The 22115-nt window shown below is 54.1% G+C and carries 19 protein-coding genes; 11 read left to right on the top strand and 8 right to left on the bottom strand.

Translation table 11 applies throughout. From position 1 onward, the window contains the following. Nucleotides 1–21 precede the first annotated feature (21 nt). The 3 genes from greA (at nt 22) to NQF64_RS07540 (ending at nt 3444) form a co-directional block, all read left to right on the top strand. Nucleotides 22–495: a transcription elongation factor GreA gene (greA, locus tag NQF64_RS07550; protein ID WP_099026795.1), complete on the top strand. Its 474-nt coding sequence runs from the start codon at nt 22–24 to the stop codon at nt 493–495. Further along, entirely contained in the window at nt 495–1715 is a 1221-nt protein-coding gene (locus tag NQF64_RS07545) for a threonine ammonia-lyase (protein WP_266106964.1), read from the top strand. Before greA ends, NQF64_RS07545 begins: the two co-directional genes overlap by 1 nt. A gap of 139 nt (nt 1716–1854) precedes the next feature. Then, on the top strand, nt 1855–3444 hold the full coding sequence (locus NQF64_RS07540; RefSeq protein WP_266106963.1) for a phosphoethanolamine transferase: 1590 nt from the start codon (nt 1855–1857) through the stop codon (nt 3442–3444). A 20-nt stretch (nt 3445–3464) separates the two neighbouring features. Here the strand turns inward: NQF64_RS07540 and msrB are convergent, their stop codons facing one another. Next, a complete protein-coding gene (gene msrB, locus NQF64_RS07535) occupies nt 3465–3860 on the bottom strand; it encodes a peptide-methionine (R)-S-oxide reductase MsrB (protein ID WP_266107016.1) in 396 nt (131 codons plus the stop codon). A gap of 132 nt (nt 3861–3992) precedes the next feature. Here msrB and NQF64_RS07530 point away from each other — a divergent pair, with 132 nt between their 5' ends. From NQF64_RS07530 to NQF64_RS07520, 3 genes are all read left to right on the top strand, one after another. Then, nucleotides 3993–5243 (top strand): murein hydrolase activator EnvC family protein, encoded by a 1251-nt coding sequence (locus NQF64_RS07530; RefSeq protein WP_266106962.1) that lies wholly within the window; start codon nt 3993–3995, stop codon nt 5241–5243. 156 nt (nt 5244–5399) lie between these two features. Continuing rightward, nucleotides 5400–6920 carry a S41 family peptidase gene (locus NQF64_RS07525; RefSeq protein ID WP_266106961.1) on the top strand — a complete coding sequence of 507 codons (1521 nt, stop codon included), beginning with the start codon at nt 5400–5402 and terminating at the stop codon, nt 6918–6920. Next, on the top strand, nt 6913–7410 hold the full coding sequence (locus NQF64_RS07520) for an RNA pyrophosphohydrolase (protein ID WP_266106960.1): 498 nt from the start codon (nt 6913–6915) through the stop codon (nt 7408–7410). The genes NQF64_RS07525 and NQF64_RS07520 overlap by 8 nt, the downstream gene beginning before the upstream one ends. Here the strand turns inward: NQF64_RS07520 and NQF64_RS07515 are convergent. The 3 genes from NQF64_RS07515 to NQF64_RS07505 are packed head-to-tail and all read right to left on the bottom strand — an operon-like array spanning nt 7389 to nt 11014. Continuing rightward, on the bottom strand, nt 7389–9161 hold the full coding sequence (locus NQF64_RS07515; RefSeq protein WP_266106959.1) for an ABC transporter ATP-binding protein: 1773 nt from the start codon (nt 9159–9161) through the stop codon (nt 7389–7391). The two genes, NQF64_RS07520 and NQF64_RS07515, sit on opposite strands and share 22 nt — an antisense overlap. A gap of 21 nt (nt 9162–9182) precedes the next feature. Beyond that, complete coding sequence (locus tag NQF64_RS07510) at nt 9183–10412, bottom strand: CCA tRNA nucleotidyltransferase (protein ID WP_266106958.1); 1230 nt, start codon at nt 10410–10412, stop codon at nt 9183–9185. Continuing rightward, entirely contained in the window at nt 10403–11014 is a 612-nt protein-coding gene (locus NQF64_RS07505) for a DUF1285 domain-containing protein (RefSeq protein WP_099026801.1), read from the bottom strand. The genes NQF64_RS07510 and NQF64_RS07505 overlap by 10 nt, the downstream gene beginning before the upstream one ends. 135 nt (nt 11015–11149) lie before the next feature. On the opposite strand from NQF64_RS07505, the gene NQF64_RS07500 reads away from it, so the two are divergent. From NQF64_RS07500 to NQF64_RS07480, 5 genes are all read left to right on the top strand, one after another. Beyond that, on the top strand, nt 11150–12187 hold the full coding sequence (locus NQF64_RS07500; RefSeq protein ID WP_266106957.1) for an AAA family ATPase: 1038 nt from the start codon (nt 11150–11152) through the stop codon (nt 12185–12187). A gap of 29 nt (nt 12188–12216) precedes the next feature. Then, nucleotides 12217–13131 carry a DUF58 domain-containing protein gene (locus tag NQF64_RS07495; RefSeq protein WP_266106956.1) on the top strand — a complete coding sequence of 305 codons (915 nt, stop codon included), beginning with the start codon at nt 12217–12219 and terminating at the stop codon, nt 13129–13131. Next, entirely contained in the window at nt 13128–15902 is a 2775-nt protein-coding gene (locus tag NQF64_RS07490; RefSeq protein ID WP_266106955.1) for a DUF4159 domain-containing protein, read from the top strand. Before NQF64_RS07495 ends, NQF64_RS07490 begins: the two co-directional genes overlap by 4 nt. Then, nucleotides 15899–18004, top strand: a complete 2106-nt coding sequence (locus tag NQF64_RS07485) for a glutamine amidotransferase (RefSeq protein ID WP_266106954.1) — start codon at nt 15899–15901, stop codon at nt 18002–18004. The genes NQF64_RS07490 and NQF64_RS07485 overlap by 4 nt, the downstream gene beginning before the upstream one ends. 119 nt (nt 18005–18123) lie before the next feature. After that, a complete protein-coding gene (locus NQF64_RS07480; RefSeq protein WP_266106953.1) occupies nt 18124–18849 on the top strand; it encodes an ankyrin repeat domain-containing protein in 726 nt (241 codons plus the stop codon). Between the two features lie 277 nt (nt 18850–19126). On the opposite strand, the gene NQF64_RS07475 is transcribed toward NQF64_RS07480, so the two are convergent. The 4 genes from NQF64_RS07475 to NQF64_RS07460 form a co-directional block, all read right to left on the bottom strand. After that, nucleotides 19127–20212: a site-specific DNA-methyltransferase gene (locus NQF64_RS07475; protein ID WP_266106952.1), complete on the bottom strand. Its 1086-nt coding sequence runs from the start codon at nt 20210–20212 to the stop codon at nt 19127–19129. Further along, on the bottom strand, nt 20209–20844 hold the full coding sequence (locus tag NQF64_RS07470; protein WP_266106951.1) for a ribonuclease HII: 636 nt from the start codon (nt 20842–20844) through the stop codon (nt 20209–20211). Before NQF64_RS07470 ends, NQF64_RS07475 begins: the two co-directional genes overlap by 4 nt. A 139-nt stretch (nt 20845–20983) precedes the next feature. After that, the gene (locus NQF64_RS07465) at nt 20984–21712 is read right to left on the bottom strand and encodes a DUF4339 domain-containing protein (RefSeq protein WP_099026808.1); all 729 of its coding nucleotides are present in this window, start codon (nt 21710–21712) and stop codon (nt 20984–20986) included. Nucleotides 21713–21743: 31 nt separating this feature from the next. Further along, nucleotides 21744–22031, bottom strand: coding sequence for a CsbD family protein (locus NQF64_RS07460; protein ID WP_099026809.1), 288 nt, complete (start codon nt 22029–22031; stop codon nt 21744–21746). Between the last annotated feature and the right edge of the window lie 84 nt (nt 22032–22115).

The raw sequence follows: 22115 nt of genomic DNA, 5'->3' as shown, positions 1-22115 counted from the left end.
CCTAATGTGAGGATACCCTCCGTGCAGAAAAGCCCTATGACCGCCCAAGGATTAAAACGCCTTGAGGATGAATTACGCCAATTAAAATCTGAAGAACGCCCCGCTGTCATTCGTGCCATTGCTGAGGCCCGCTCTCATGGCGACCTCTCCGAAAATGCCGAGTATCATGCCGCGCGCGAGCGTCAATCCTTTATCGAAGGCCGGGTGTTGGAGCTAGAGAGCCTCATCTCCACCGCAGAAGTGATCGACCCATCCACCCTCTCTGGTGACCGCATCCAGTTCGGTGCCACAGTAGAGCTTGTGGATGAGGAAACCGACCAAGAAAAAACCTATCAAATTGTCGGCGCGCACGAAGCTGACATTAAGCAGAACCGTATTTCTATCTCCTCCCCCCTTGCCAAAGCCCTCATTGGGAAGGAAGTTGGGGAGAGCGTCTCCGTCCCCGCACCGGGGGGTGACCGCACTTACGAAGTTTTGAAAGTGACGTATAAATAATGCCGGACTCTGCTTCTCATCCCAGCCTCAGCTTTACTGACGTCCAAGACGCCCAAAAGCGCATTGCCAGCACCATTGCTCGTACCCCCACCATTAGCAATGTAGCACTCTCCCGGCTGACGGAAGCAGAGATTATTATCAAGCTAGAGAACCTCCAAGCCATTGGCTCCTTTAAAGAGCGCGGGGCCGCAAACCGCATGGCCCTCCTCACCAAGGAAGAGCGCAAGCACGGGGTTATCACCGTCTCGGCGGGTAATCATGCTCAGGGTGTGGGGCGGCAAGCCAGCTTGCTTGGCATCCAAGCGACCATTGTGATGCCGCGCTTCACCCCTGCCACAAAAGTCGCCGCCACAAAAAGTTGGGGCGCACGCGTTGTATTAGCCGGTGATAATTTTGATGAAGCCGTACAAACGGCAGAAAAAATTCGCCACGAAGAAGGCCAAACGCTCGTCCATCCCTTCAATGACCCCGCCGTCATCGCAGGGCAAGGCACCTGCGCTTTGGAGATGATTGAGGACGCCCCTCCGCTTGATGCTATTGTCGTGCCTATTGGTGGTGGTGGCCTCATGGCAGGCTTTGTCACCGTACTCAAGCAACTCAGCCCCAACACCAAGCTTTATGGCGTACAGGTAGAGGGATATTCCCCCCTTGGGGCCTACCCTGCCCCGCTGCGCTCTGTCCCCGGTGGCCCGACCATCGCAGAAGGGATCGCTGTTGTGCAGCCGGGCAACCATTGTTTGGATGTCATCGGCAAACATATTGATGGCGTATTTGTTGTTAATGAGCTCCAAGTAGAAGGGGCTATCACCACCCTTGCCGAAAAAGCCCGCCAAGTGGGCGAAGGGGCTGGCGCGGCTCCCCTCGCTGCGATTTTAGCCCATCATGACCTCTTTAAAGGCAAGCGGGTCGGCTTCCCCATCTCTGGTGGGAACATCAATGCCCGTATTCTTGCCCATGTCATCCTCCGCTCCCTCCTGCGGGAAGGGCGCATCCTGCGGCTTATCTTCCAAATCCCCGACCGTCCCGGCCTCCTTGCCGCTATCTCCGAGAAGATTGGCAGCTATGGCGGCAATATCATTGAGGTCTCCCACCATCGCCTCTTTGCTGCTCCTTCTGTGCAGACAGCGGAGCTCGTTGTGATGATTGAAGCCCGGGATACAGAACATGCTCTCGAGATTGAGCGTGAACTCTCCCGCCATTATCATGTGGAGCGGGATTAACTGCCTTTCTCCACGAACTATCCCAAAGGAGCGTTCAGGCACTAAATATGCACACACCGTGCCTTTGGGGTAAAGTATACCATTTAATGTATTACATGAACAGATTGATATTTCAACAAAAAACAAATATCTACATGGCATGATTAACACACAAAAAGCCAAGCCTCTCTTCTCATATAATTTTTACGCGTGCCCCTTATGCATAATCTTTTTCTTATTAAATATATATGTTTTATTGCATGAAGGTGATGATGTACATTTTTCATTCATAAGTGTAATAGGAGGTTTTTTTCTAGCACCATTACTACTTTCTTCAGGTCGTTTTATAGCTTTATTATGTACCCCTTTACTATTATCCTTTTCATTATTCGAAGCTTATACAGCCAATAAATATGATCTAATTACACGCCCGATACTGCGAGCTATTGCGGGGACAAACCAACATGAAGCATTTTCTATGCTTGCATCATATGGTGTTTTTCCTCCCCTTATCTTATTAACATTTTTTATCTTTATAACATGGTTAACCTATAAAGCCGCGTCTCTAAAGCTAGTTCTTCTTGGTCTTAGTGCCATTATTCTCAGCATAACCCTCACAGAAGCGTGGCATAAAACCAATCGTCAACAGCCAGAGACACAACGCTACAACATAAGCGAACGAGGCCATTGGCTCCGCTATTTCTTCCCCGGTATCATGGGGGATCTTATCTATATGACGACTTTATATATTAGTTCGGATAATCGTCCTTCCCTTCCCCATCTTGAGCAAAACTCTTCTATTGTTGGCAAACTACCCCTTAAGGAAAAAAATGTTATTCTCATCATTGGGGAATCAGCATTCTCTGGTCACCATAGTACTTACGGCTACACACTGCACAATACGACCCCTTATATGAAGGGTCTCTCTGACGAAGGGGAGCTCTGCGTCGTACCGACAGTACATTCTGGAGCAAACATGACACGCCTAGCCGTGCCTATGCTCCTATCGTTTTACGAACCCACAGAGCAACAACGTCTATATAATGAAAAAAATCTCATCGAATTAGCACGTGACAATGGTTACCAAACATCTTGGATATCCTCTCAAGAAGGTACGGGAGAATATGCAAGGCCTTATGGCTACTTGTCTGAGTATAGCGACTTCATTGTCCGGCAAGATTACCATGCCAGCGAGAATCACGTGGACTGGCACGATGAATCTTTGCTTCCTATTGTAGAAAAACGTTTTTCTACACCCTCACCATATAACTTCTTTATTATCCACCTTACCGGAAGCCACTCTCGCTATGAAGATGACGTAACGAAAGAGGATATCCAAGCCCTCCCAAAGGCTAATGCTTATGACAAAAGCCTTCATAGGACTGATCGCATCCTCCACCAAATTATAGACTTAGCGGATAAACACTTAAAAGATTACGTTTTACTGTATCTTTCCGACCACGGGGAAATCGTTGATGGACCAGTGAAAGGACATAGCATACAATATGGCGGTAAGGACCAATACAAAATCCCCTTCTATATAAAATCAGATACGAATCATTACTGCCAGCAAGCTGAGTCCATGAGAAACTCACGCGGGCAATATTCTTCTATAATGACAAAGTTTCTTCTCCTAGAAATGCTCGGTTACAAAGTAAAAGAAGACACCTTAAAAAGTTACTATAATCACGATGAGGTCCTACATTCTGATGGTGTTGTTTATGATTACGACCACTTGCCCCATCGATAATGCCTTTAATCCTCTCCCTCCTATTCTGGCACAAAATGTAAGGCTAAGCCGTTTGTGCAATAACGTAATCCCGTTGGTTGGGGGCCATCGGGAAAAACATGGCCGAGATGACCATGACAGCCCGTGCAATAAATCTCGACCCGTTGCATCCCTAGGCTAAAATCGCTTCGTTCCCCCACGGCACCAGGTTCTGCGTGGAAGAAGGAGGGCCAACCAGAGCCGCTCTCATATTTTGTGTTCGCGTTAAATAGCCGAGCCCCACAGGCGGCACATTCATAATGTCCGGGGCGTTTTTCATCATTCAACGGGCTGGAGCCGGGAGGCTCGGTGCCGCGCTCATGCAAAATATGCTTCTGCGCCTCACTTAACGGGCCACAACCACAATGATGAGCCGAAGTCTTGCTATGCTCTTTCATAATCTCATTCCCCCATACTCTGGACAGACCAGCCCGCCTCCGCCAGATTAGGGCTATCTGCTCCACAATCACCGGCATGATGTCATAACGCATTCTTACTTTTACAAGCCCTATGATAAACTCCGCAGAGCTATGCTTTTAAAATACATCTCCCGTTTCTGGCTGGTTGGCTTCGCGGCAATCATAATGTGCTCTCCCTTCCATGCAGCCGCCTCCAAAGCAGTGCGGGCCTCCACCAGCACGATACAAACTAAACGCCAAGCTTTGCAGCAGCTTCTTGCTCGTAAGGCACGTCTCCTCCAACAAGAGGAGGACAATACCCGCAAAGCCGAAACCCAAGCGCATTTAACAGCCCGTCAACTGGCCCAACTCCGCCAAAAACAAGCTCTCCTAGCCCATCAACATGCCCGTGTGGAGGCTCGTTTAGCAGCCCTCTCGCAACAGCTGGCTCAACTCACATCGGGAGAGACGCATATCCAAGCCCAAGAACATGCCATTTTAGCCGATGAAGCCACACGCCTGCCCGCATTACGGCAGCTTGATACAACGCCCGAACTCGCTTTGCTTATGCCTACAGATGGCCCAGCAGATAACCCCGCCCTCCCTTTCGCGCTTCTCACGCTGCGTCAACAGCAAAACCAAGAGGCCATGACCCGCGCCCTCCAGCAAGAAGCGCAACTTCATGACCAACAAAAAACATTAACCACCCAAAGCCGCACCATGGCCGTGCAGGAAGGCCGCCTCCAAACCCGCCAAACTCTGGCAGAAAATCGCACCCAGCATGCTGAAAAACTTTCAGAGCAAGCCCAACAAGCGCTCCTGCGCCAACAAGCCCTCCTCACACAAGCACGCCAAAGTACGGAGGCCCTTACAGCCATCATCACAAAATTAGCCCAACAAGAGGCCAACACACGCCGCCGTTTAAAAGCGGAGAAACAGCATTTCCATAAGCTGCATCAACAGCATGAAGAACAACTGGTGGATGAGCAAACCCGCACCCTATCCAACCCCGGTAAAGGCTTGCAGCACGGGGCCGCTCATGCCCCTGTTCAAGGCCGCATCGTCACCCAATGGGCCCAACCAACCGAGGCTGGCCCTGCAACAGGCTTAACCTATCAAACTGCCCCCTCTGCCCCAGTTATAGCCCCCTGCACAGGGCAGATGCTCTTTACAGGGGCGTTCCGCTCCTTTGGACCGATGGTGATTTTAGATTGTGGGCAAAAACAACGGCTTGTCCTCGCAGGGTTAGGGACAATCGCCCTCCATACAGGGCAGGCCGTACAGCAAGGTGCGCTTATTGGGCATATGCCTACACAACATCCTTTGTTATTTGTCCAACTCCGCCATGGGACGAAGCTCATCAACCCAGCAGCGTTTTTCTAAAGACTGTAACCCTCCTGTAACGGAAGCCCCTCTTGGGAGTTTCACCATAACGCAAAACACTGTAAGGTTATTAACACTCTCTTCGGGCGTAGCACCCTTGCACTGCGACGCCCTAACATGATGGTTACGTTACGACTTAAAAGGAATAGACCGACCATGAACTTCCGTGCTGGCCTTATGCTAGGTCTTGCCTGTTCGACAATAGGTGTTGCCTCTGGCGTGTTTCTTGCCAGCCGTCCAGCCCTACTTCCCCCTGCATGGGCGGAAGATAGTGCCCATAAAGACGCCACCAACGCCGCGAGTAACAGCGATTCCAACAATGCTGAGACAGTCCGTATGCTGACCTTACTCGGCACGGTGATGGATATTGCTCATTCCGAATATGTCACCCCTTTGCCGAATAAGAAGCTCATCCGCAATGCCATTGATGGGATGATTAGCAACCTCGACCCTCACTCCTCCTACATGGATGCACAGCAGCTTAAAGACATGCAGGATGAGATGTCCGGTCAATTTGGCGGCCTCGGCTTGCAAGTCCAAGGGGATGCGGGGCATGTACGCGTTGTCTCCCCCATTGATGATACACCTGCAGCACGGGCGGGGATTCAATCAGGCGATGTTATCACCATGGTGGATAATAAAAGCATTGCCGACCTCACTTTAGACCAAGCCGTCCGCAAGATGCGCGGTAAACCAGGGACGCAAATTATCCTCACCATCTTGCGCCCCAAAACGGGCAAAGTGCAGACCATCACCCTTAAGCGAGAGATTATCCATGTCCAGATTGTCCGCTCTGCTCTTTATGGGCGCGTGGGCTATATCCGCTTGAGTGAGTTTGATGATGATGCGGAAAAAGAGCTCCATAAAGCCTATGTAAAGCTCGTACAATCCGTTGCTAAAACACCCGGTAAAACACTAAGCGGGCTGATTTTAGACCTCCGCTCCGACCCTGGTGGGAAGCTCGACCAAGCCATTGCCGTCTCCCGCGATTTTGTCAAAGATGGGGAGATTGTCTCCATCCGTGGCCGCCATCCAGAGGGGAACCAGCATTGGGATGGTGTGGGTAAAGATATTACCCACGGCTTGCCGATTATCGTCCTCACCAATGCAGGCTCAGCCTCAGCCAGTGAGATTGTCTCTGGGGCGTTAAAAGACCATCATCGCGGGATGATTATGGGGGAGCGCACCTTTGGGAAAGGCTCCGTCCAAACCATCATCCCTATTGCCGACCAAGGGGCCATCCGCCTGACAACAGCGCGTTATTACACACCCTCTGGCCGCTCGATTCAGGGGTTGGGCATTACGCCAGATATCCCCGTTTTAGCCAGCCGGGATGATGATACGCTATTCACCTTCCATGAGGCAGACCTCGCCCATACCATCACCAACACAGATGGCAAATTACCCAAAGAGACCCCCCGTACGGACCTCCCCGCCCTTGCGAAGACAGTCGAACGACTGCCCCCCGCAAAATGGCCGAGTTTTGACCCCACAAAACCGGAGACGGACTTCCAGCTTCAGCAAGCCCTACATCTCCTCAATGCGATGGCTGGCGGGGCCGATGCCGCCCATGAGGCTAGCTTGCTAGCCCACCCGCAAGTGCCTGCTCAAGCGCATGAGGCCACACCAACGGCTAAAAATGACGCTGCCAAACCGGGGAAAGAGCATCATGATTAACAGAGACGCCCTCGCTTATCGGCCTAATGTCGGCATTGTCCTTTTTAACGATAAGGGCGAGATTTTTATGGGCCGCCGCGCTGACCTTGCGGAGGGGATTTGGCAATTCCCCCAAGGGGGGATTGATGAAGGGGAAAGCCCCGAGACAGCCGTTTGGCGCGAAATGAAAGAGGAAATCGGCACGAATAAGGCCGTTATGCTTGGCAAACGGGATGGTTGGCTCCTCTACGACCTTCCCGACCATCTCATCGGTAAAGCCCTTGGCGGGCAATATCGGGGGCAAAAGCAGCAATGGTTCCTATTCCGCTTTACCGGGCAAGACAGCGACATCAAGCTTGATACATTTGATGAGGTCGAGTTCACCACATGGCGATGGGTGCCCCCGCAGGATATTCTAAGCGGCCAGTATAATTTGGGCTTTAAAAAAGAGGTTTATGAGCGTCTCTTACCCGATGTACTTGCCCTTTATCAGGCATCTTCTAACATTTGAGCCTTCACAAGCCGGGCATAAAGTCCGGCTTGAGCCATAAGCTGGGTATGTGTTCCCTGCTCTATGATGCGGCCTTGGTCCATCACCACGATAAGATCCGCCGTTTGCACGGTAGAGAGACGATGAGCCACCATCACCGTTGTGCGCCCCTGCCGAAGCTGAGCTAAAGCGTGTTGCACGCGGGCCTCATTCTCGGAATCCAGCGCGCTTGTGGCTTCATCCAGCAAAAGCAAGCGCGGATTACGCAGCAAAGCCCGTGCCAGCATGATACGTTGCCGCTGCCCACCAGAGAGCCTCAACCCACCGGGGCCGATGACCGTCTCTAACCCTTGGGGGAGCTGGTGCACAAAATCCAACGCGTCTATTTGGCAAAGCGCATCAAGCTCCGCTTTTGTAGCAGACGGGCGGCCGATATGGATGTTCTCCCGCACACTCATATCAAATAAGGATGTCTCTTGGCTGACATAGGCCACATGGTCCCGCAAGCTAGCCAAAGTTAAGCCGCGTATATCCACACCCTCTAGGGTAATGGCCCCTTCTGTGACATCAAATAACCGCGGGATAAGGGCCAACATGGTGGACTTCCCCGCCCCGCTTGGCCCTACAAGAGCTACGCTTTGACCCGGTTGAATCTCTAACGTGACATGCTGCACCCCGTAATGACCATCAGCATAACGATAGGCTACATCTTTAAAAATGAGATGCCCCGGCCCCTCTGGTAACATACGCGCATGGGGGGCATCGCTTATCTTGATAGGCTCATCTAACACGGCAAAAATACGCCCTAACCCCGCTAATCCCTCCTGCATGGAGGTATTGAGCGACCCTAATGCCCGCAAAGGGCGAGACGCAGCGAATAACGCCGCGATAAAGGCTGTAAAATCGCCCAAACTGGCCCCACCCATAGCCGCACGCCAGCCCGCAAAACCCAGCACGAAGGCAATCGCCACCCCGCCAATAACCTCCAACATCGGGTCCAGACGCGCCCGATAACACGCAATATGCAGGAATGTATCATGCAGCCGGTCCAAGGCTTTGCCGATACGGCGATGCTCATGCCCCTCCATCCGATAAATACGGATTTGCCGCGCCAGAGAGAGGCTCTCTGTCAAAAGGGCAGCAGCATCCCCCACTTGCTCTTGCATCCCCCCAGAGGCACGCCGCACGCGCCGGCCTAATTTCTGCACCGGGATAATCGCCAGCGGATAGAGGATAACAGCGATAACGCTCAACTCCCAATCCGTCCAAATCATCGAGGCAACAAGCCCGATGATGGTCACCACATCCCCCAACGCATTGACCGAGCGTGTTAAGGCTTCCCGCATGGCCAAAGCATCTGTTGTAAAACGTGCTGCCCAACGGGCGGGGGCGTCTTGCTCTATCTGTGCAATATCGGCCCCCAGAACATGGGTAAACATCCGCTCCTGCAACCGCCGCACAATCTGCAACACTAATGTTTGCACACATACATTCTGCCCATATTGGGCAAGAGCCTTCGCCCCCGTAACCACAACCACCAAAAGAGGGATTTGGTAGAGAATACGGCGATCATGCGCGGTGAACATGTCAATCGCCTTTTTGATGACGAGCGGATAAGCCGCTGTCAGCAAGGCCATAGCAAGGGTCAACACCAACACCGCTAAAAGCTGGAGTTTATTATGAGCAATATCCTCCCGCCATAATCGCCACATGAGAGAGAGGCTGGCCTCACGTGCTTTAGGGTCAGGCTGTTTGGCGGTGGGATGTGTCATGCCCCCGTCTTAGCAGGCTCTTTAACAAGGGGGAAGTTGCGCCAAAAGCCACGCCCGACAAGCCGCCCCATCTGCTCGGCAGCCTTGCTCCAACCACCATTGTTGCACGCGCTTTAACCACCGCCCCATCTCCGGCCCCGGCTTTACACCTAGAGCCATCACATCCCGCCCTGCGAGGGGGAAAACCGGTTGGGCCATCTCTGCCAGACGATGGCGCAACATGTCCCATTCAGCATCAGGGCGGCCTAATTGGCGGGCCTGTATCAGCCAGCTGCGCCCTAACAAAATAGGCAACTCTTGTACAAACCGCACCCGCCTTAGCGCATCATCATCCATTGTGACCGCTAAAGACGGCTCTGGCCGTGCAAAAGCAGCTAAAAGGGCGCGATTATCATTAGAGAGCTTTAAATGCGCCCCAATATCATCAAAACCCTGCCCATCACCCCCACCGGGGGGATACAACACAGCTAAGCGGTGCAATGGCTCGACCGGGTCCTTGCACGCTAATAACCGCTCTAAAGCCGAAAGCGGCGCATGATGAGGCAATAAAACAGCAAGGCTGCCTGTTTGTTCCATCAACGCCATCGTACGCAAGAGCTGTGGCCCTGCAAGAATCTTCAATAATTCCATCGCCACACGCTCGATGGAAAGACGGGTCATCCTCTCCCTAAGCTGCGTGATGGCCTGACAGGCTTCCTCATCTGGCGTGCCTTGCCCATAACGCGCAAAAAAGCGGAAGAAGCGTAAGCACCGTAGAGCATCTTCCTCAATACGTTGTGCTGCCCGCCCTACAAAACGCACCCGCCCCGCGCGTAAATCCTCTTCCCCGCCGAAATAATCGTAAAGCCTGCCTTCTTGGTCCAACGATAACGCATTGATGGTAAAGTCACGCCGTTGGGCATCCTCTTGCCAATCATCCGTCCATGCCACAACAGCATGACGGCCATCCGTGCTGACATCCCGCCGCAAGGTGGTCACCTCATAAGGCCGGTGATTTATCACCGCTGTGATGGTCCCATGCTCCAACCCTGTGGGGATGACCTTCGCCCCAGCCGCCTCTAGCCTCTGTTGCGCCTCCTCTGGCGGTAAAGGGCTGGCGAGGTCGAGGTCATGCACGTTACGACCGCACAGCATATCCCGCACACAGCCCCCCACAAGCCGTGCTTGTGGTATAGCCGCCCAAATACGCTCTAACCCCTCATAACCGGGAAGTTTTTCAACAGCCTCTTTTAGGGACGTACTCACCCACATACCCCCTCAGCCTCGGCACATCCTTCCTCCGGCAAGCGTGAGAGGGGGAAGAACATGCCCCGGCTCCACACCCCTAAGCACGGCTCCCCCGCTACACAACCAGGTACGGCAAGTGCAGCAAGCTCGAACAACACAGCCCGGCTAATACGCGCCATGATAGGCTGCCCGCCTGTCCCTGCACGCATATGAATATAGGGAACGGTCGCTACATCTGCGGGGCGGTCCCACTCACACAGCAAAGGATGATCCTCTCCTATACAAAAGACCTCATCCAAATTTGTCCGTAAGCAAAGCGTTTGGTCACGTTGGGAGCAGCCCTTAAAATCCAACTCCACCGCAAGGAAGGGAACATCCTCCACCCCAATGATTCCGGCTTCAGTTGGTGTTTGGAGCCAATAGCGACCTTGCTGGTCACGGTCCAAACAAGAGGCAAACAAGCATAACATAGCCTTACGGCGAATAGGCGTCCCCCGATATAACCACGTTCCATCGCGCTGAATATGAAAGGGCAAATGCGGCAGAGCAGCCTCGTCATCACATAATGCAGCGTCATCTAGCCCTATGGGAGAGGGGGCTAAGGTCTCATAAGGCTCGATGCTCATAACATCCTCGCTACTTTCCTGCGATGGTCCGTTTTAAAGGGGTCATTTACGTGATAGCTTGTGCTATCCACCCCCCAAGTTGGGGATGAACTCAGCTTGTTAAAACCCCCTAGCCTGCGTTTCCAAAACAGAATCATGACTCAACATTCCTCCTCGGCGCCCCAGCCTGCCTCCCAAGAAGACCTCTCCCATCATGAAGGCACTGTGCGCCATTTTGATGCTCTCTCCCCCCGGCTAAAAGCCCTGCAGCAGGAAATTGGCCGAATCGTCCTCGGGCAGGAGGCCGTCATCGACCATGTCCTCACAACCCTTTTAGGGGCAGGTCATGCCTTGTTATTGGGGGCACCAGGCCTTGGGAAAACACTGCTCGTCACCACTTGTGCGCGGGTTATGGGCCTTGGCGATAGCCGCATCCAATTTACGCCAGACCTCATGCCCTCAGATATCACCGGGGCTGAGATTCTTGAGCAAGATGAAAACGGGCAACGGCATTTCCGCTTCCTCCCCGGCCCGCTATTTGGCCAATTAGTCCTTGCTGATGAGATTAACCGCGCCAGCCCACGCACACAATCTGCCCTCCTCCAAGCTATGGCAGAAGGGCACGTCACCCAAGGGGGCAAGACATGGGCCTTACCAAAGCCTTTCCATGTGCTTGCTACACAAAATCCCATTGAGCAAGAAGGCACCTACCCCCTGCCAGAAGCGCAGCTCGACCGGTTTATGATGCGTATCCCCCTCACCTTCCCCACGCGGGAAGCTGAGCGTCATATGCTCCTCCAAACAACTGGCGCAACACATAAAACTGCCGAGAGTCTTTTCTCTGCCTCAGAGCTCATCACCGCTCAAAAATTAGTCCGTACCCTCCCTGTTGGAGAGACCATCCTAGACGCCATCCTCACCCTTGTGCGCAGCCTCCGCCCCCAAGATGAGACCGCCAGCAAGGAGGTCCGCCATGCGCTTGATTACGGCCCCGGCCCCCGTGCCGCACAGGCTTTGATGATTGCAACACGCGCCCGGGCTATGCTGCATGGTCGCTTAGCCCCCTCTATGGAGGACCTCCACCATGTGGCAGAGCCAAGCCTCGCCCATCGTCTTGGCATAAGCTTTACCGCCCAAACACAGGGCATAACGGCTGAAAGCCTGATTGCCGACCAGCTAAAACGCCTCCGCTAAGCCATCATTTGGCGGTTTTGGGTACGGATATGGCCTCATCATTCTTCCAGCGTTTATTTAAGCCCGCTCAGGCGCAAGACGCACCGGCTCACCCGCCGGCCTTGCCGGAGCTGATAATCGCCGCACAAGCCCTCGCACAAAGCCTGCGTAGTGGCCCACATGGTAACCGCCGCGCAGGAGATGGGCATGAGTTTTGGCAATTCCGCCCCCATCAACCCAACGAGCCTGCTTCCCTCATCGACTGGAAGCAATCTGCCCGCTCCCCTTCGCCAGACCTCCTATGGGTTCGCGAGCAAGAGCAACATGCCCCGCGCCCGCTTTTCCTATGGGTGGATTCTTCAGCCTCCATGCGCTGGCAATCAACCAAAACACTCCCCAGCAAATATAACACAGCCCTTACCGATGCCCTCGCCCTCGGCCAAGCGGCCCTCTTAGGGGGGGAGGATGTTGGTATCCTCGGCTTAAAATCCCGCTTTAACGGGCGGCAAGCTTTACCAAGACTGGCCCATAACCTCATAAATCATGCACCGCATAATCCTGCCGATACCATGCAGACATTCCCCTCCTTTGCGGGCCTACCCCCCCATGCACCACTGCTCTTGGTGAGTGATTTTTTATGGGATGATGCCATGATGGACCAATGCCTTACCGCTTTAGCCACCCATCCCGGCCCAACTGCCCTGCTGGCCATCTTAGACCCACAAGAGGAACAAATCCCCTTCCACGGCTCCATCCGCTTTACCAGCTGCGAGGCAGAGCCTAACCTCACCCTCCCCGCCACTGAGAGCCTTCATGATGCGTATCAGACACGCTTGAAGGCGCATTTCGCGCAGCTTCAACAAGGCTTTGGGGGGGCACGGTCCTTCTTCCGCTTCCATATCACAAGCCAGCCTGCCCTCCCGGTCTTGGCTGAATGTCATCACTTCCTCCGGGGGCGCGCATGACCCTTCTCTCCCCCTATCTTCTGCTCTTTTTGCTCATTCTACCGGGGGTGTGGTGGCTCGTCCGGGCTATCCCTCCCCAACCGCGTGAGCAACGCTTCCCCTCCCTGATTCTGCTGCGTCAATTAACCACAACCCGGCAGAATGCCGCTCATACGCCGCTCTGGTTGCTCTTGCTCCGCTTGGCAGCTTTGGCACTACTCATCCTTGCCTTTAGCCGCCCGCTTTATATTCCGCCGCGCTCCAGCCATGTGCCCCATAACCTCATGCTCATTCTTGATAATGGCTGGGCCGCTACAACACATTGGGCAGAGCGTACAGAGCAAGCCCTCGCTTTAGGGGAAGCAACATTACGCGCTGGGGGGAGGATTACGCTCTTCCTCAGTGCGCCGGAGGCTGATGGGCATATGCCAAGCCCGCTCCATCCTAGTAGCCCAGCCTCCCTTAAACAAAGCTTAGCCACCTTAAAACCACAGCTATGGCCTAGTGACCGGCTCGCTCTGGCTCGGCAGTTACAAAACCCAGCGATGCACGACATCCTGCGTACAGCAAGCGTTATGCTTCTCTCCGATGGCTTAGCCCAACCGGGCGATGACGCCTTACGCACAGCCTTACAAGATGCGGCGTCCCGTCATGATATACGCTGGCCCCGTTGTGCGCTAACACGCCTCTCCCTCCAACATGGCACCCCCACCACAATCCTCGCCGAAACTTTACCCAGCTGCCCGCCACAAATGCTCCATTTAATGGGCATGAAGCTCACCCCCAACGGGCATTTTGCTCTCCAAACCAGTACGCTTATCCCCACCAACACGCCTCGGCCCTTCAACACACAACTACCACATAATATAGCCTATGATGCGCTCTCTCTCCCGGCTATTGCAGGCCCGGCGGGGATGGTTCTGCTCCCCGGCACAGCCGCCCAAAGACGGGTCGGCTTATTGCATCTCAATGGGGATGACCGCCCCTTAACAGGGGGCAGCTTTTACCTAGAACATGCCCTCCACGACATCACCCCGTACCAAGAAGGGACAGTCGATAGCCTCCTCCCCCAACATCCCACCATCATCATCGCTACGGATGGGAGCCTTCCAGAAGCTTCCCTCAACGATATGCTCCATTGGGTGCGGGAGGGCGGTATCCTCATCCGCTTTGCAGGGCCAGACCTCGCTCATCAAAACCAACAAGGGATGCAGGGCGATGCGGCGGCCCTCCTACCTGTGCCGCTCCTCTCTGGTATGCGTCAACTCGGCGGCCCCATGTCGTGGGGGAACCCTCAACCACTGGCACCTTTTCCCCCCAATACGCCATTTGCAGGGCTGACCATCCCGCATGATGCCACAATATCCCGCCAATTACTGGCCCAACCGACAGATGACCTCTCCCGCCATGTATGGGCCACGCTGACAGACGGCACCCCCCTCGTCACTGCCCGGCAAGAGGGCAACGGGCTGCTCATCCTCTTCCACATCACCGCTACGGCGGATTGGTCCAGCCTTCCCCTCTCTGGCCTATTCCCGCAGATGATGGAACGCCTCATCACGCGTACGCCTTTCATACAACATCATGATACAACAGCGCATAGTTCGGCCGATACTCTGGCCCCATGGCGGCTTTTAGATGCAGAGAAAACCCTCATAACACCGCCTGCAGCCGTCCGCCCTCTTCTCACTTCAGCAGAACAAACCGCCGATGCCCTTCATCCTGTTGGCTTCTATGGTGGGGCGGCGCAACGGCACCCCCTAAATCTAGCAGACCATCAGCCCCCTCTAGCGGAAGAACCCGCCCTTGGCTCCCTCCAACAAGCAGGTCGTGCCGTGGTTGAACGCCCCTTCTGGCCGGGTTTGATGCTCCTTGCCATAGGCTTCCTCCTCCTCGATATGTTTTTATCCCTCGCCCGCGCCGGTATCCTCCGCCTTCCTCGCCGGGGAGGCACGATGCTTACCATAGGGCTTAGCCTGCTCATCGCTAGCCTCTCCCCCATAAGCTATGCCGCCTCCCCAACAGAGCAAAACGTCCCCCCGGCCGCCCTTGCCATTCGCCTTGCGCATATCCAAACAGGCGATGCCGCAACAGATGACGCCGTCCAGCAAGGGTTAGAAGGCTTAACGCGCTTTCTCAACCAACGCAGCACCACCCATTTGGATAGCCCTGTCGGGGTGGTGCCGGGGCGTGATGACCTCGCCTTTTACCCATTGCTTTACTGGCCCATCCTCCCCAGCACGCAACTTGATGAGGCGGGCCGTCAGGCCCTCAGCAACTATATTCAACATGATGGTATGATTCTAATTGATGAAATGGGTGCAGGAAGCCCCCTTGATGGGAGCGATGGCCACGCCACCCGTTCGGCCCTCAAAGCCGCAACATCTGGTTTGCCTATCCCCCCCCTCATGCCTTTGGGGGAGCAACATACACTCTCCCACACATTCTATCTTTTGCATGACTTCCCCGGACGGATTGCAGGCCAAACTGTTTATGTCGCCCGCCAAGAGGAAAATGATGAGAGTGAGAGCGTCAGCCCCGTTATTATCGGTAATGGCGATTGGGCTCATGCTTGGGCAGTCGATAGTCATGGCGAGCATCCTTTTGCCGTCATCCCCGATGGTGAAACACAACGCACCTTGGCCTATCGCTTTGGCTTCAACACCATCATCTACGCGCTAACAGGCAATTATAAAAACGACCAACGCCACTATCCCGAAATGCTCAAGCGCCTCAAAAATAGTGCTGATGACACAATGGAAGGCCCAACAGATGAAGGCGAGGCCCCATGATGTTCCCTCTACCATCTCTCATCTGGATGCCTGTCCTTCCCCTTTGGCTCCTTCTTACTGTAGCAGGACTCAGCATCATCATGGGGCTTTATGGCCTCATCCGCCATGCTCGTGGTCTATTATGGCGCGCTGGGGCTATCATCATCGGCCTTTTATGGTTGGCTAACCCACAGCAAACGCACCCACATAAACAAATCCAACCCCAAGATGCCCTCCTTGTGGTGGACCTCTCCCCCTCTATGGAGGTTGGAACGCGCCGCGCCCTCATTGAGCGCGCCCGCAGCCAGCTGCTCGCACAAGGGCAGGCCCTCCATGGGTTAACACTCCATCAAATTGATGTTGCAGGCGGCAATGGGCAAGGCACACGCTTATTTGAGGCCATAGACCGTGCCACCCTGACCCTCAACAACCCTGCTGGTATCCTCCTCCTTACCGATGGGATGGATCATGATGTCCCCGCTCAACTGCCTTCATCGCTCAAAACCATTACAGGCCAAACCATCCCGCTCCATCTCCTCCTTGCTGCAAAGGGGGAGGAAACAGACCGCCGCCTACGTATCTTGAGCGCACCGCCTTATGTCATCATTGGTCAGACAGCGCATATCAGTGTGCAGGTCGATGACCTTGGAACAATGGCTGGGCAAGCGGTTGATATTTTGGAGCATGGTGATGACGGGCGAACCACCATCCTCGCGCATACACAAAGCGGCCAAGCGGTGGATATTGCTATCCCCATCACCCATGCGGGCCTGACTTTAAAAGAACTCACAGCCTCCCCATTGGCGGGGGAAGCCTCCCTACGCAATAACAGCACCGTGCTACGCTTGCAGGGCGTGCGGGACCGGCTGCGTGTTCTGCTTGTATCAGGCGTGCCTAACCAAGGCGCACGGGTATGGCGGAGCTTGCTAAAAGCCGACCCTTCGGTGGATTTGGTCCATTTTACCATTCTCCGCTCCCCCGATACAGCCGATGATACCCCCCTCTCTGACCTTGCCTTAATCCCCTTTCCCACCCATGAGCTGTTTTCCCAAAAGATCAACAGCTTTGACCTCATCATCTTAGATGGCTTTAGCAATCAAAATATCCTACCCGAGAGCTATCTTGAGAATATCGCCCATTATGTTCGCCAAGGGGGAGGGCTACTCGTTGTCGGTGGGCCTGAAATGACGCAGGCCGGCACATTGCAAGATACCCCAGTAGGGGCTGTCCTGCCTGCCCATATCCCTGCAGAAAATGGCCTCATCCTCCAACCTTTCTCCCCTAAACGGACTGCTCTTGGCCTGTCTCACCCCGTCACAAGGGCCTTACCCACACACGGCCCCTGGGGGGACGCATGGGGCCCGTGGTACCGCGCTTTACGCACTGACCAAACACAAGGCCGCACGCTCTTAGCCACATCAACCGGTGCGCCTTTGCTCGTCTTAGACCAGCACGATAAAGGCCGCGTAGCGATGCTGCTTTCAGACCAAATATGGCTCTGGTCCCGTGGGGAAAAAGGCGGCGGCCCGCAAGCAGAACTCCTCCGCCGCCTCTCCCATTGGCTGATGAAAGAGCCAGAATTGGAAGAAAACCAGCTTGAAGCCCATGTCGTACAAGGCCGGCTCATCATCCATAGAACAAGCTTGGATACGCTCCATAACACCCAAGCAGATGTGATCAGCCCTGATGGTACGCATATTCCCCTCACTCTTACACCCACAGGGGACCATACAGGGCTATGGGCGGGCAGTTTGGCTCTGCCGCCTGTATCAACACAGACGGGACAAATCTGGACCATCCGTCACGATGCACTCCATACAACTGTGGCTTTGCCCGAGCTCAACCCATTAGAGGACCAAGACCTTCGCAGCACTGCGACCTTACTTGCCCCCCTCGTCAGCCAATCTGGTGGAGGTATTTTCTGGCTAGGGCGCGGAGACGTACCCACACTCCGCCAAGTACCCGAAGGCACCGCCCTCCACGGGGCAACATGGGTAGGGCTACCACTGCACCAAATTCAACTTTCCACCGAGACAACAAGTACCCCGTACCTACCCTCTTGGTTTTTTCTCACAGTCATTTTAACCCTGATGGGACTAGGGTGGTGGCGTGAAGGACGGTAGAAAAAACACCCAGCCTATGATATGCCCGTCACTCTATGAAATTGACAAATAGCCGTTAGGCTTGGCATGATGGCTCAGCACCCCTCTAGCTGGTAGAAGAGAAGGCTTTATTCCCTGACATGCGCCCATTGAGTTCTTGGCTACCCCATATCGTTTTTGCTCTGGGGCTTTCTACGGCCTCTCTCCTCATGATGCCCTACAAGGCTCACGCGCAATCGGCTGATGAAGCCGAGGCCGAGCAAGACGCCATGAACGCCCAAAAGCAGGCCGAAGCCCGCAAGGCTGCACGCCATGCGGCCCCTCCCTCTGCTCTTCCTGGTGCGGAAACAGAGGATGAAGATAACAGCCACGCCCGTGTGGATGTTAACCCCACAGCAGCGCTCTTTGATGCTGTTAATCGTGGCTCGCTCGTAGGCGCAAAAGAGGCCCTAAATCGCGGTGCTGATATTAACGCGCGTAATGTCCTTGACCAAACCCCGCTTGATCTCGCAATCGACCTTGGCCGCAATGATATTATGTTCCAACTTCTCTCTTTGCGGACTTACAACCCCGATGGGAAGCTCATCACCAGCTCTAGCCATGAGAGCAATGGCGAGCATATCACCATTAATGGTCAGGCAGGCATTACGGCCAAAGCCCCGCCCCGTATTATAGAAGATCGCGGCCAACCTATCCCCGCAGTTGGCTTTCTCGGTTTTAATGGCCCCTCTGCCCCAGAGCCTGCACACCCTGCCCTGCGCCCTCCACCCGTACGGCATGTCGCGCGCCCTGCTACAGCCCGGCGCGTACGGCACGTAGTCCATCCCCATAAATCTGCTGCTGCGCCCTCAGCTTCTTCCCCCTAAAAAACTCTTTTAAGGGGGAAGAGAGGTGCGCCAGACGCTAACCTCCAGATGCCTCCAACAAGGGTATCGCACTATAATAAATAAGCGCGATACCCACCCAACAGATGAGAAAAATCACCACGTCCCAGCAAAAGGCAGAAAAGCCAGAACGCTGCTTTTGTGGCCGCATAATTATAAAATGAAATAACACAGCAAACACCAAGGCTATGGCAGCGATCATAAGGGCCATAGGGTCATGTATTATACGCATCTCAGCTCTCCCCCATAATATACAGGATTACGCGGTACGGCGTAATTCATGCGTTTCCTGCCGTAAAACATCAATCGGCACAAGCTGACCATCACGCTCAAAATACCAAAAGGTCCAACCATTACAGGACGCTGCATTCGTTAGAAGCGCCCCTAATTTATGAATGGAGCCACGATGCTGCCCCGACACTAACGTCCCATCGGGGGAGACGCGTGCTTTAAGCCGTTTTTGGCGGTCATACACCACCGTACCCGGTGGGAGACTTCCATTCTCCACAAAAGACCCAAAGGGAATACGCGGCAATTCCCGCTTAGCGGGGGTAATCTCCAATTGCTCGGCTGGCAACGCTTCAATCTCCGCCAAGCGTGCTTCTGCGGCTTTAATATAGTCGGGATGACGCTCAATCGCGACATAACGCCGCCCTAACTTCTTAGCCACAGCTGGGGTTGTCCCCGTCCCACAAAAAGGGTCCAGCACAACATCTTCAGCCATTGTTGCTGCAAGAAGTGTCCGATGCAGCAAGCTCTCCGGCTTTTGCGTGGGGTGAAGCTTCAACCCATGCTCATTTTTAAGCCGCTCATTACCAGTACATAAGGGGAGATACCAATCCGAGCGCATTTGAAGGTCCTCATTCAGAGCCTTCATGGCTTGATAATTAAAGCGATATTTGCTCTCCGGCCCGCGTGCTGCCCAAATTAAGGTCTCATGCGCATTAGTAAAACGCCGCCCCCGAAAATTAGGCATGGGGTTCGACTTACGCCAGATAATGTCATTGAGGATCCAGAACCCCAAATCCTGCATAATCGCCCCAAGGCGAAAAATATTGTGATAAGAGCCAATCACCCAAATGGTGCCATCCTTATGGAGCAGACGGCGCGCCTCGCTTAACCATGCGCGGGTAAAGTCATCATAGGCTTCATACCCTGTAAACTTATCCCAATCATCATCAACGCCATCCACCACACTTTCATCCGGGCGGCGCAACTCCCCACGTAATTGGAGGTTATAGGGTGGGTCTGCAAAGACACAATTCACACTCGCATCAGGGAGGGTTTTCATCACCTCCACACATTCCCCACGTAAAATCCGGTTAAGGGGCATATCCGCTTTCATGCTGCGTGAACCTTTGCTGCAATCATATGTTTTATGGGGGCAAAACTACGCCTATGGTGGAGGGTCACCCCATCCTCGTGCAATCCTGCAAGGTGGAGCGCCGTGCCATATCCGGCATTACGCTCCCATCCATAGGCTGTATGACGTGTGGCTAAGCGGGCCATAAGCCGGTCTCGCACCACTTTGGCTAAAATAGACGCCGCAGCAATGGAGAGGCTCTTACTATCGCCTTTCACAACCGTCTCTACCTGGCAAGGTAAGGCGGGCGCACGGTTGCCGTCTATCAAGGCCATAGCAGGCCATTGGCCTAGCTTTACGGCAAGGCGGCTCATCGCGCGCTGCATCGCTAAATGACACGCCTGACCAATATTGAGCCGGTCAATCTCCTGCACCGAGGCCGCGCTAACAGCCGCACAAACGCTTGGCTCTGCCACCAAAGCGGCATAAGCCTTCTCCCGCCGTGCTATTGTCAGTTTTTTGGAATCATCCAACAGACCCGCCAATGGTGCAGAAGGCCGCGTGAGAAACACAACCGCAGCAGCGACCACAGGCCCAGCCAGCGGACCACGCCCGACTTCATCCACGCCTGCGACAAGCCCTTCATATTGGTCTTCTAGGCTGTAATCTGGCATGGAGGCCCTTTCCACTCGCTTCATTCGACACGTCATTCATCCGTGCCAATTCTGAATCACTCCGAGTCGGAAAGAAAGCCCCTTTTTAAAAAAAATGAGTCAAGAGAGAAAATAATGCCTTTTTATGAGGCAATACCGCCTAAAGCTGCACATCCCCTTCTTGCGGGGCGGCCTGAGCGGGGCCGGTATTATCCGGGCTAGAGGAAGCAGATTTTTGCCCCGTGGTGCTATGCTCTGCTGAGGATTTTACGCTCTGCACCTGAAAAGAGACATGCGGGAAACCCGGCGGCGGGTTGGTTATAAGGATGGCCCCTTCCCCCACCATCAAGAACGCAGAACAGACAAACAATATGAAGCCTTTACGGACGATCCGCCATCGGCACCATAAATAACCGGGTATAAATAACAACCACAAAAACGCAGGAGGCGTGACCCCGGCAAGCGTAAGAGCTTTTCTATCCTGCATAAACGCCAGAAAAAGGATCGCCCCAATGCATAACCCTGTTAGCAGGCTTTCGGAATGAACAGTCCAATGCAATATCTGCCCTGCAAACAGCAGGGTCACATTCACAACTTCTGGTAGAAGCAACATCCACGCCCATAAAAAAGGTACCTTGCCCAGCTTCCCTCCCGTACCAGCAGCTACAGCGGTGGCAGGCTTGGGCTGACCCAAAGTAAGGGTGAATATCTTCACATCCCCACTCGGGAAGGCAAGGCCCGCTTTACTTGCAGGCCGCCACTCATTGCCAAAAGCCGGGTGCCAGACGAGGGTTTGCGGCTTAATATCGTGATGAATCGCCAGACGGACCATTTCGGCTTGCGATACCGGACCGACCTGCTGACCATCACGCTCGTAATACCACTGCATAACCCTCTCTGACCTCCTCTAGCCTTGACGTTTAGCTACGTTTTTTAAAGAGGAGCCGCCCTAATACTAGCCCCACGAAAGCAATAATCCCCAGCGCAACAAAAGGACGCTCCTGAATAAAGCTTGTAGCAGCCTCAAGACGACTCTCATTAGCATCGTACAAATCAGCAAATTCATGCTTTGCACGACCACTCAGTTGATCAATCTTGCCCCCAGCCTGCATAGCAGCGTCACCAGAGACCGCGCCAAAAGCATCTTTTACGCGCCCTTTAGCTTCCTGCACGAAGCCTTCACCCTTCATAGAGGTAGTGTCAACCATGTCCGTCTCTCCCATCAACGCGATGCGTTGTGAATCAATGAATTTATAGCCAGACTATGCCCTGCATAATCACTTGCTACGCTC

This window comes from Bombella saccharophila, from assembly GCF_026385475.1.
GTDB classification, from domain to species: Bacteria; Pseudomonadota; Alphaproteobacteria; order Acetobacterales; family Acetobacteraceae; genus Bombella; species Bombella saccharophila.
The sequence above is the reverse complement of the archived record's forward strand: the minus strand, read 5'-3'. Positions and strand labels throughout refer to the sequence as shown.

Coding starts and splice junctions, on each gene's coding strand:
- NQF64_RS07515 (WP_266106959.1), bottom strand. CDS start 9,161: ATGACACATCCCACCGCCAAACAGCCTGACCCTAAAGCACGTGAGGCC.
- NQF64_RS07540 (WP_266106963.1), top strand. CDS start 1,855: ATGATTAACACACAAAAAGCCAAGCCTCTCTTCTCATATAATTTTTAC.
- NQF64_RS07495 (WP_266106956.1), top strand. CDS start 12,217: ATGGCCTCATCATTCTTCCAGCGTTTATTTAAGCCCGCTCAGGCGCAA.
- NQF64_RS07510 (WP_266106958.1), bottom strand. CDS start 10,412: ATGTGGGTGAGTACGTCCCTAAAAGAGGCTGTTGAAAAACTTCCCGGT.
- NQF64_RS07480 (WP_266106953.1), top strand. CDS start 18,124: ATGCGCCCATTGAGTTCTTGGCTACCCCATATCGTTTTTGCTCTGGGG.
- NQF64_RS07500 (WP_266106957.1), top strand. CDS start 11,150: ATGACTCAACATTCCTCCTCGGCGCCCCAGCCTGCCTCCCAAGAAGAC.
- NQF64_RS07525 (WP_266106961.1), top strand. CDS start 5,400: ATGAACTTCCGTGCTGGCCTTATGCTAGGTCTTGCCTGTTCGACAATA.
- NQF64_RS07485 (WP_266106954.1), top strand. CDS start 15,899: ATGATGTTCCCTCTACCATCTCTCATCTGGATGCCTGTCCTTCCCCTT.
- NQF64_RS07490 (WP_266106955.1), top strand. CDS start 13,128: ATGACCCTTCTCTCCCCCTATCTTCTGCTCTTTTTGCTCATTCTACCG.
- NQF64_RS07465 (WP_099026808.1), bottom strand. CDS start 21,712: ATGCAGTGGTATTACGAGCGTGATGGTCAGCAGGTCGGTCCGGTATCG.
- NQF64_RS07520 (WP_266106960.1), top strand. CDS start 6,913: ATGATTAACAGAGACGCCCTCGCTTATCGGCCTAATGTCGGCATTGTC.
- NQF64_RS07505 (WP_099026801.1), bottom strand. CDS start 11,014: ATGAGCATCGAGCCTTATGAGACCTTAGCCCCCTCTCCCATAGGGCTA.
- NQF64_RS07470 (WP_266106951.1), bottom strand. CDS start 20,844: ATGCCAGATTACAGCCTAGAAGACCAATATGAAGGGCTTGTCGCAGGC.
- NQF64_RS07530 (WP_266106962.1), top strand. CDS start 3,993: ATGCTTTTAAAATACATCTCCCGTTTCTGGCTGGTTGGCTTCGCGGCA.
- NQF64_RS07475 (WP_266106952.1), bottom strand. CDS start 20,212: ATGAAAGCGGATATGCCCCTTAACCGGATTTTACGTGGGGAATGTGTG.
- NQF64_RS07545 (WP_266106964.1), top strand. CDS start 495: ATGCCGGACTCTGCTTCTCATCCCAGCCTCAGCTTTACTGACGTCCAA.
- NQF64_RS07460 (WP_099026809.1), bottom strand. CDS start 22,031: ATGGTTGACACTACCTCTATGAAGGGTGAAGGCTTCGTGCAGGAAGCT.
- msrB (WP_266107016.1), bottom strand. CDS start 3,860: ATGAAAGAGCATAGCAAGACTTCGGCTCATCATTGTGGTTGTGGCCCG.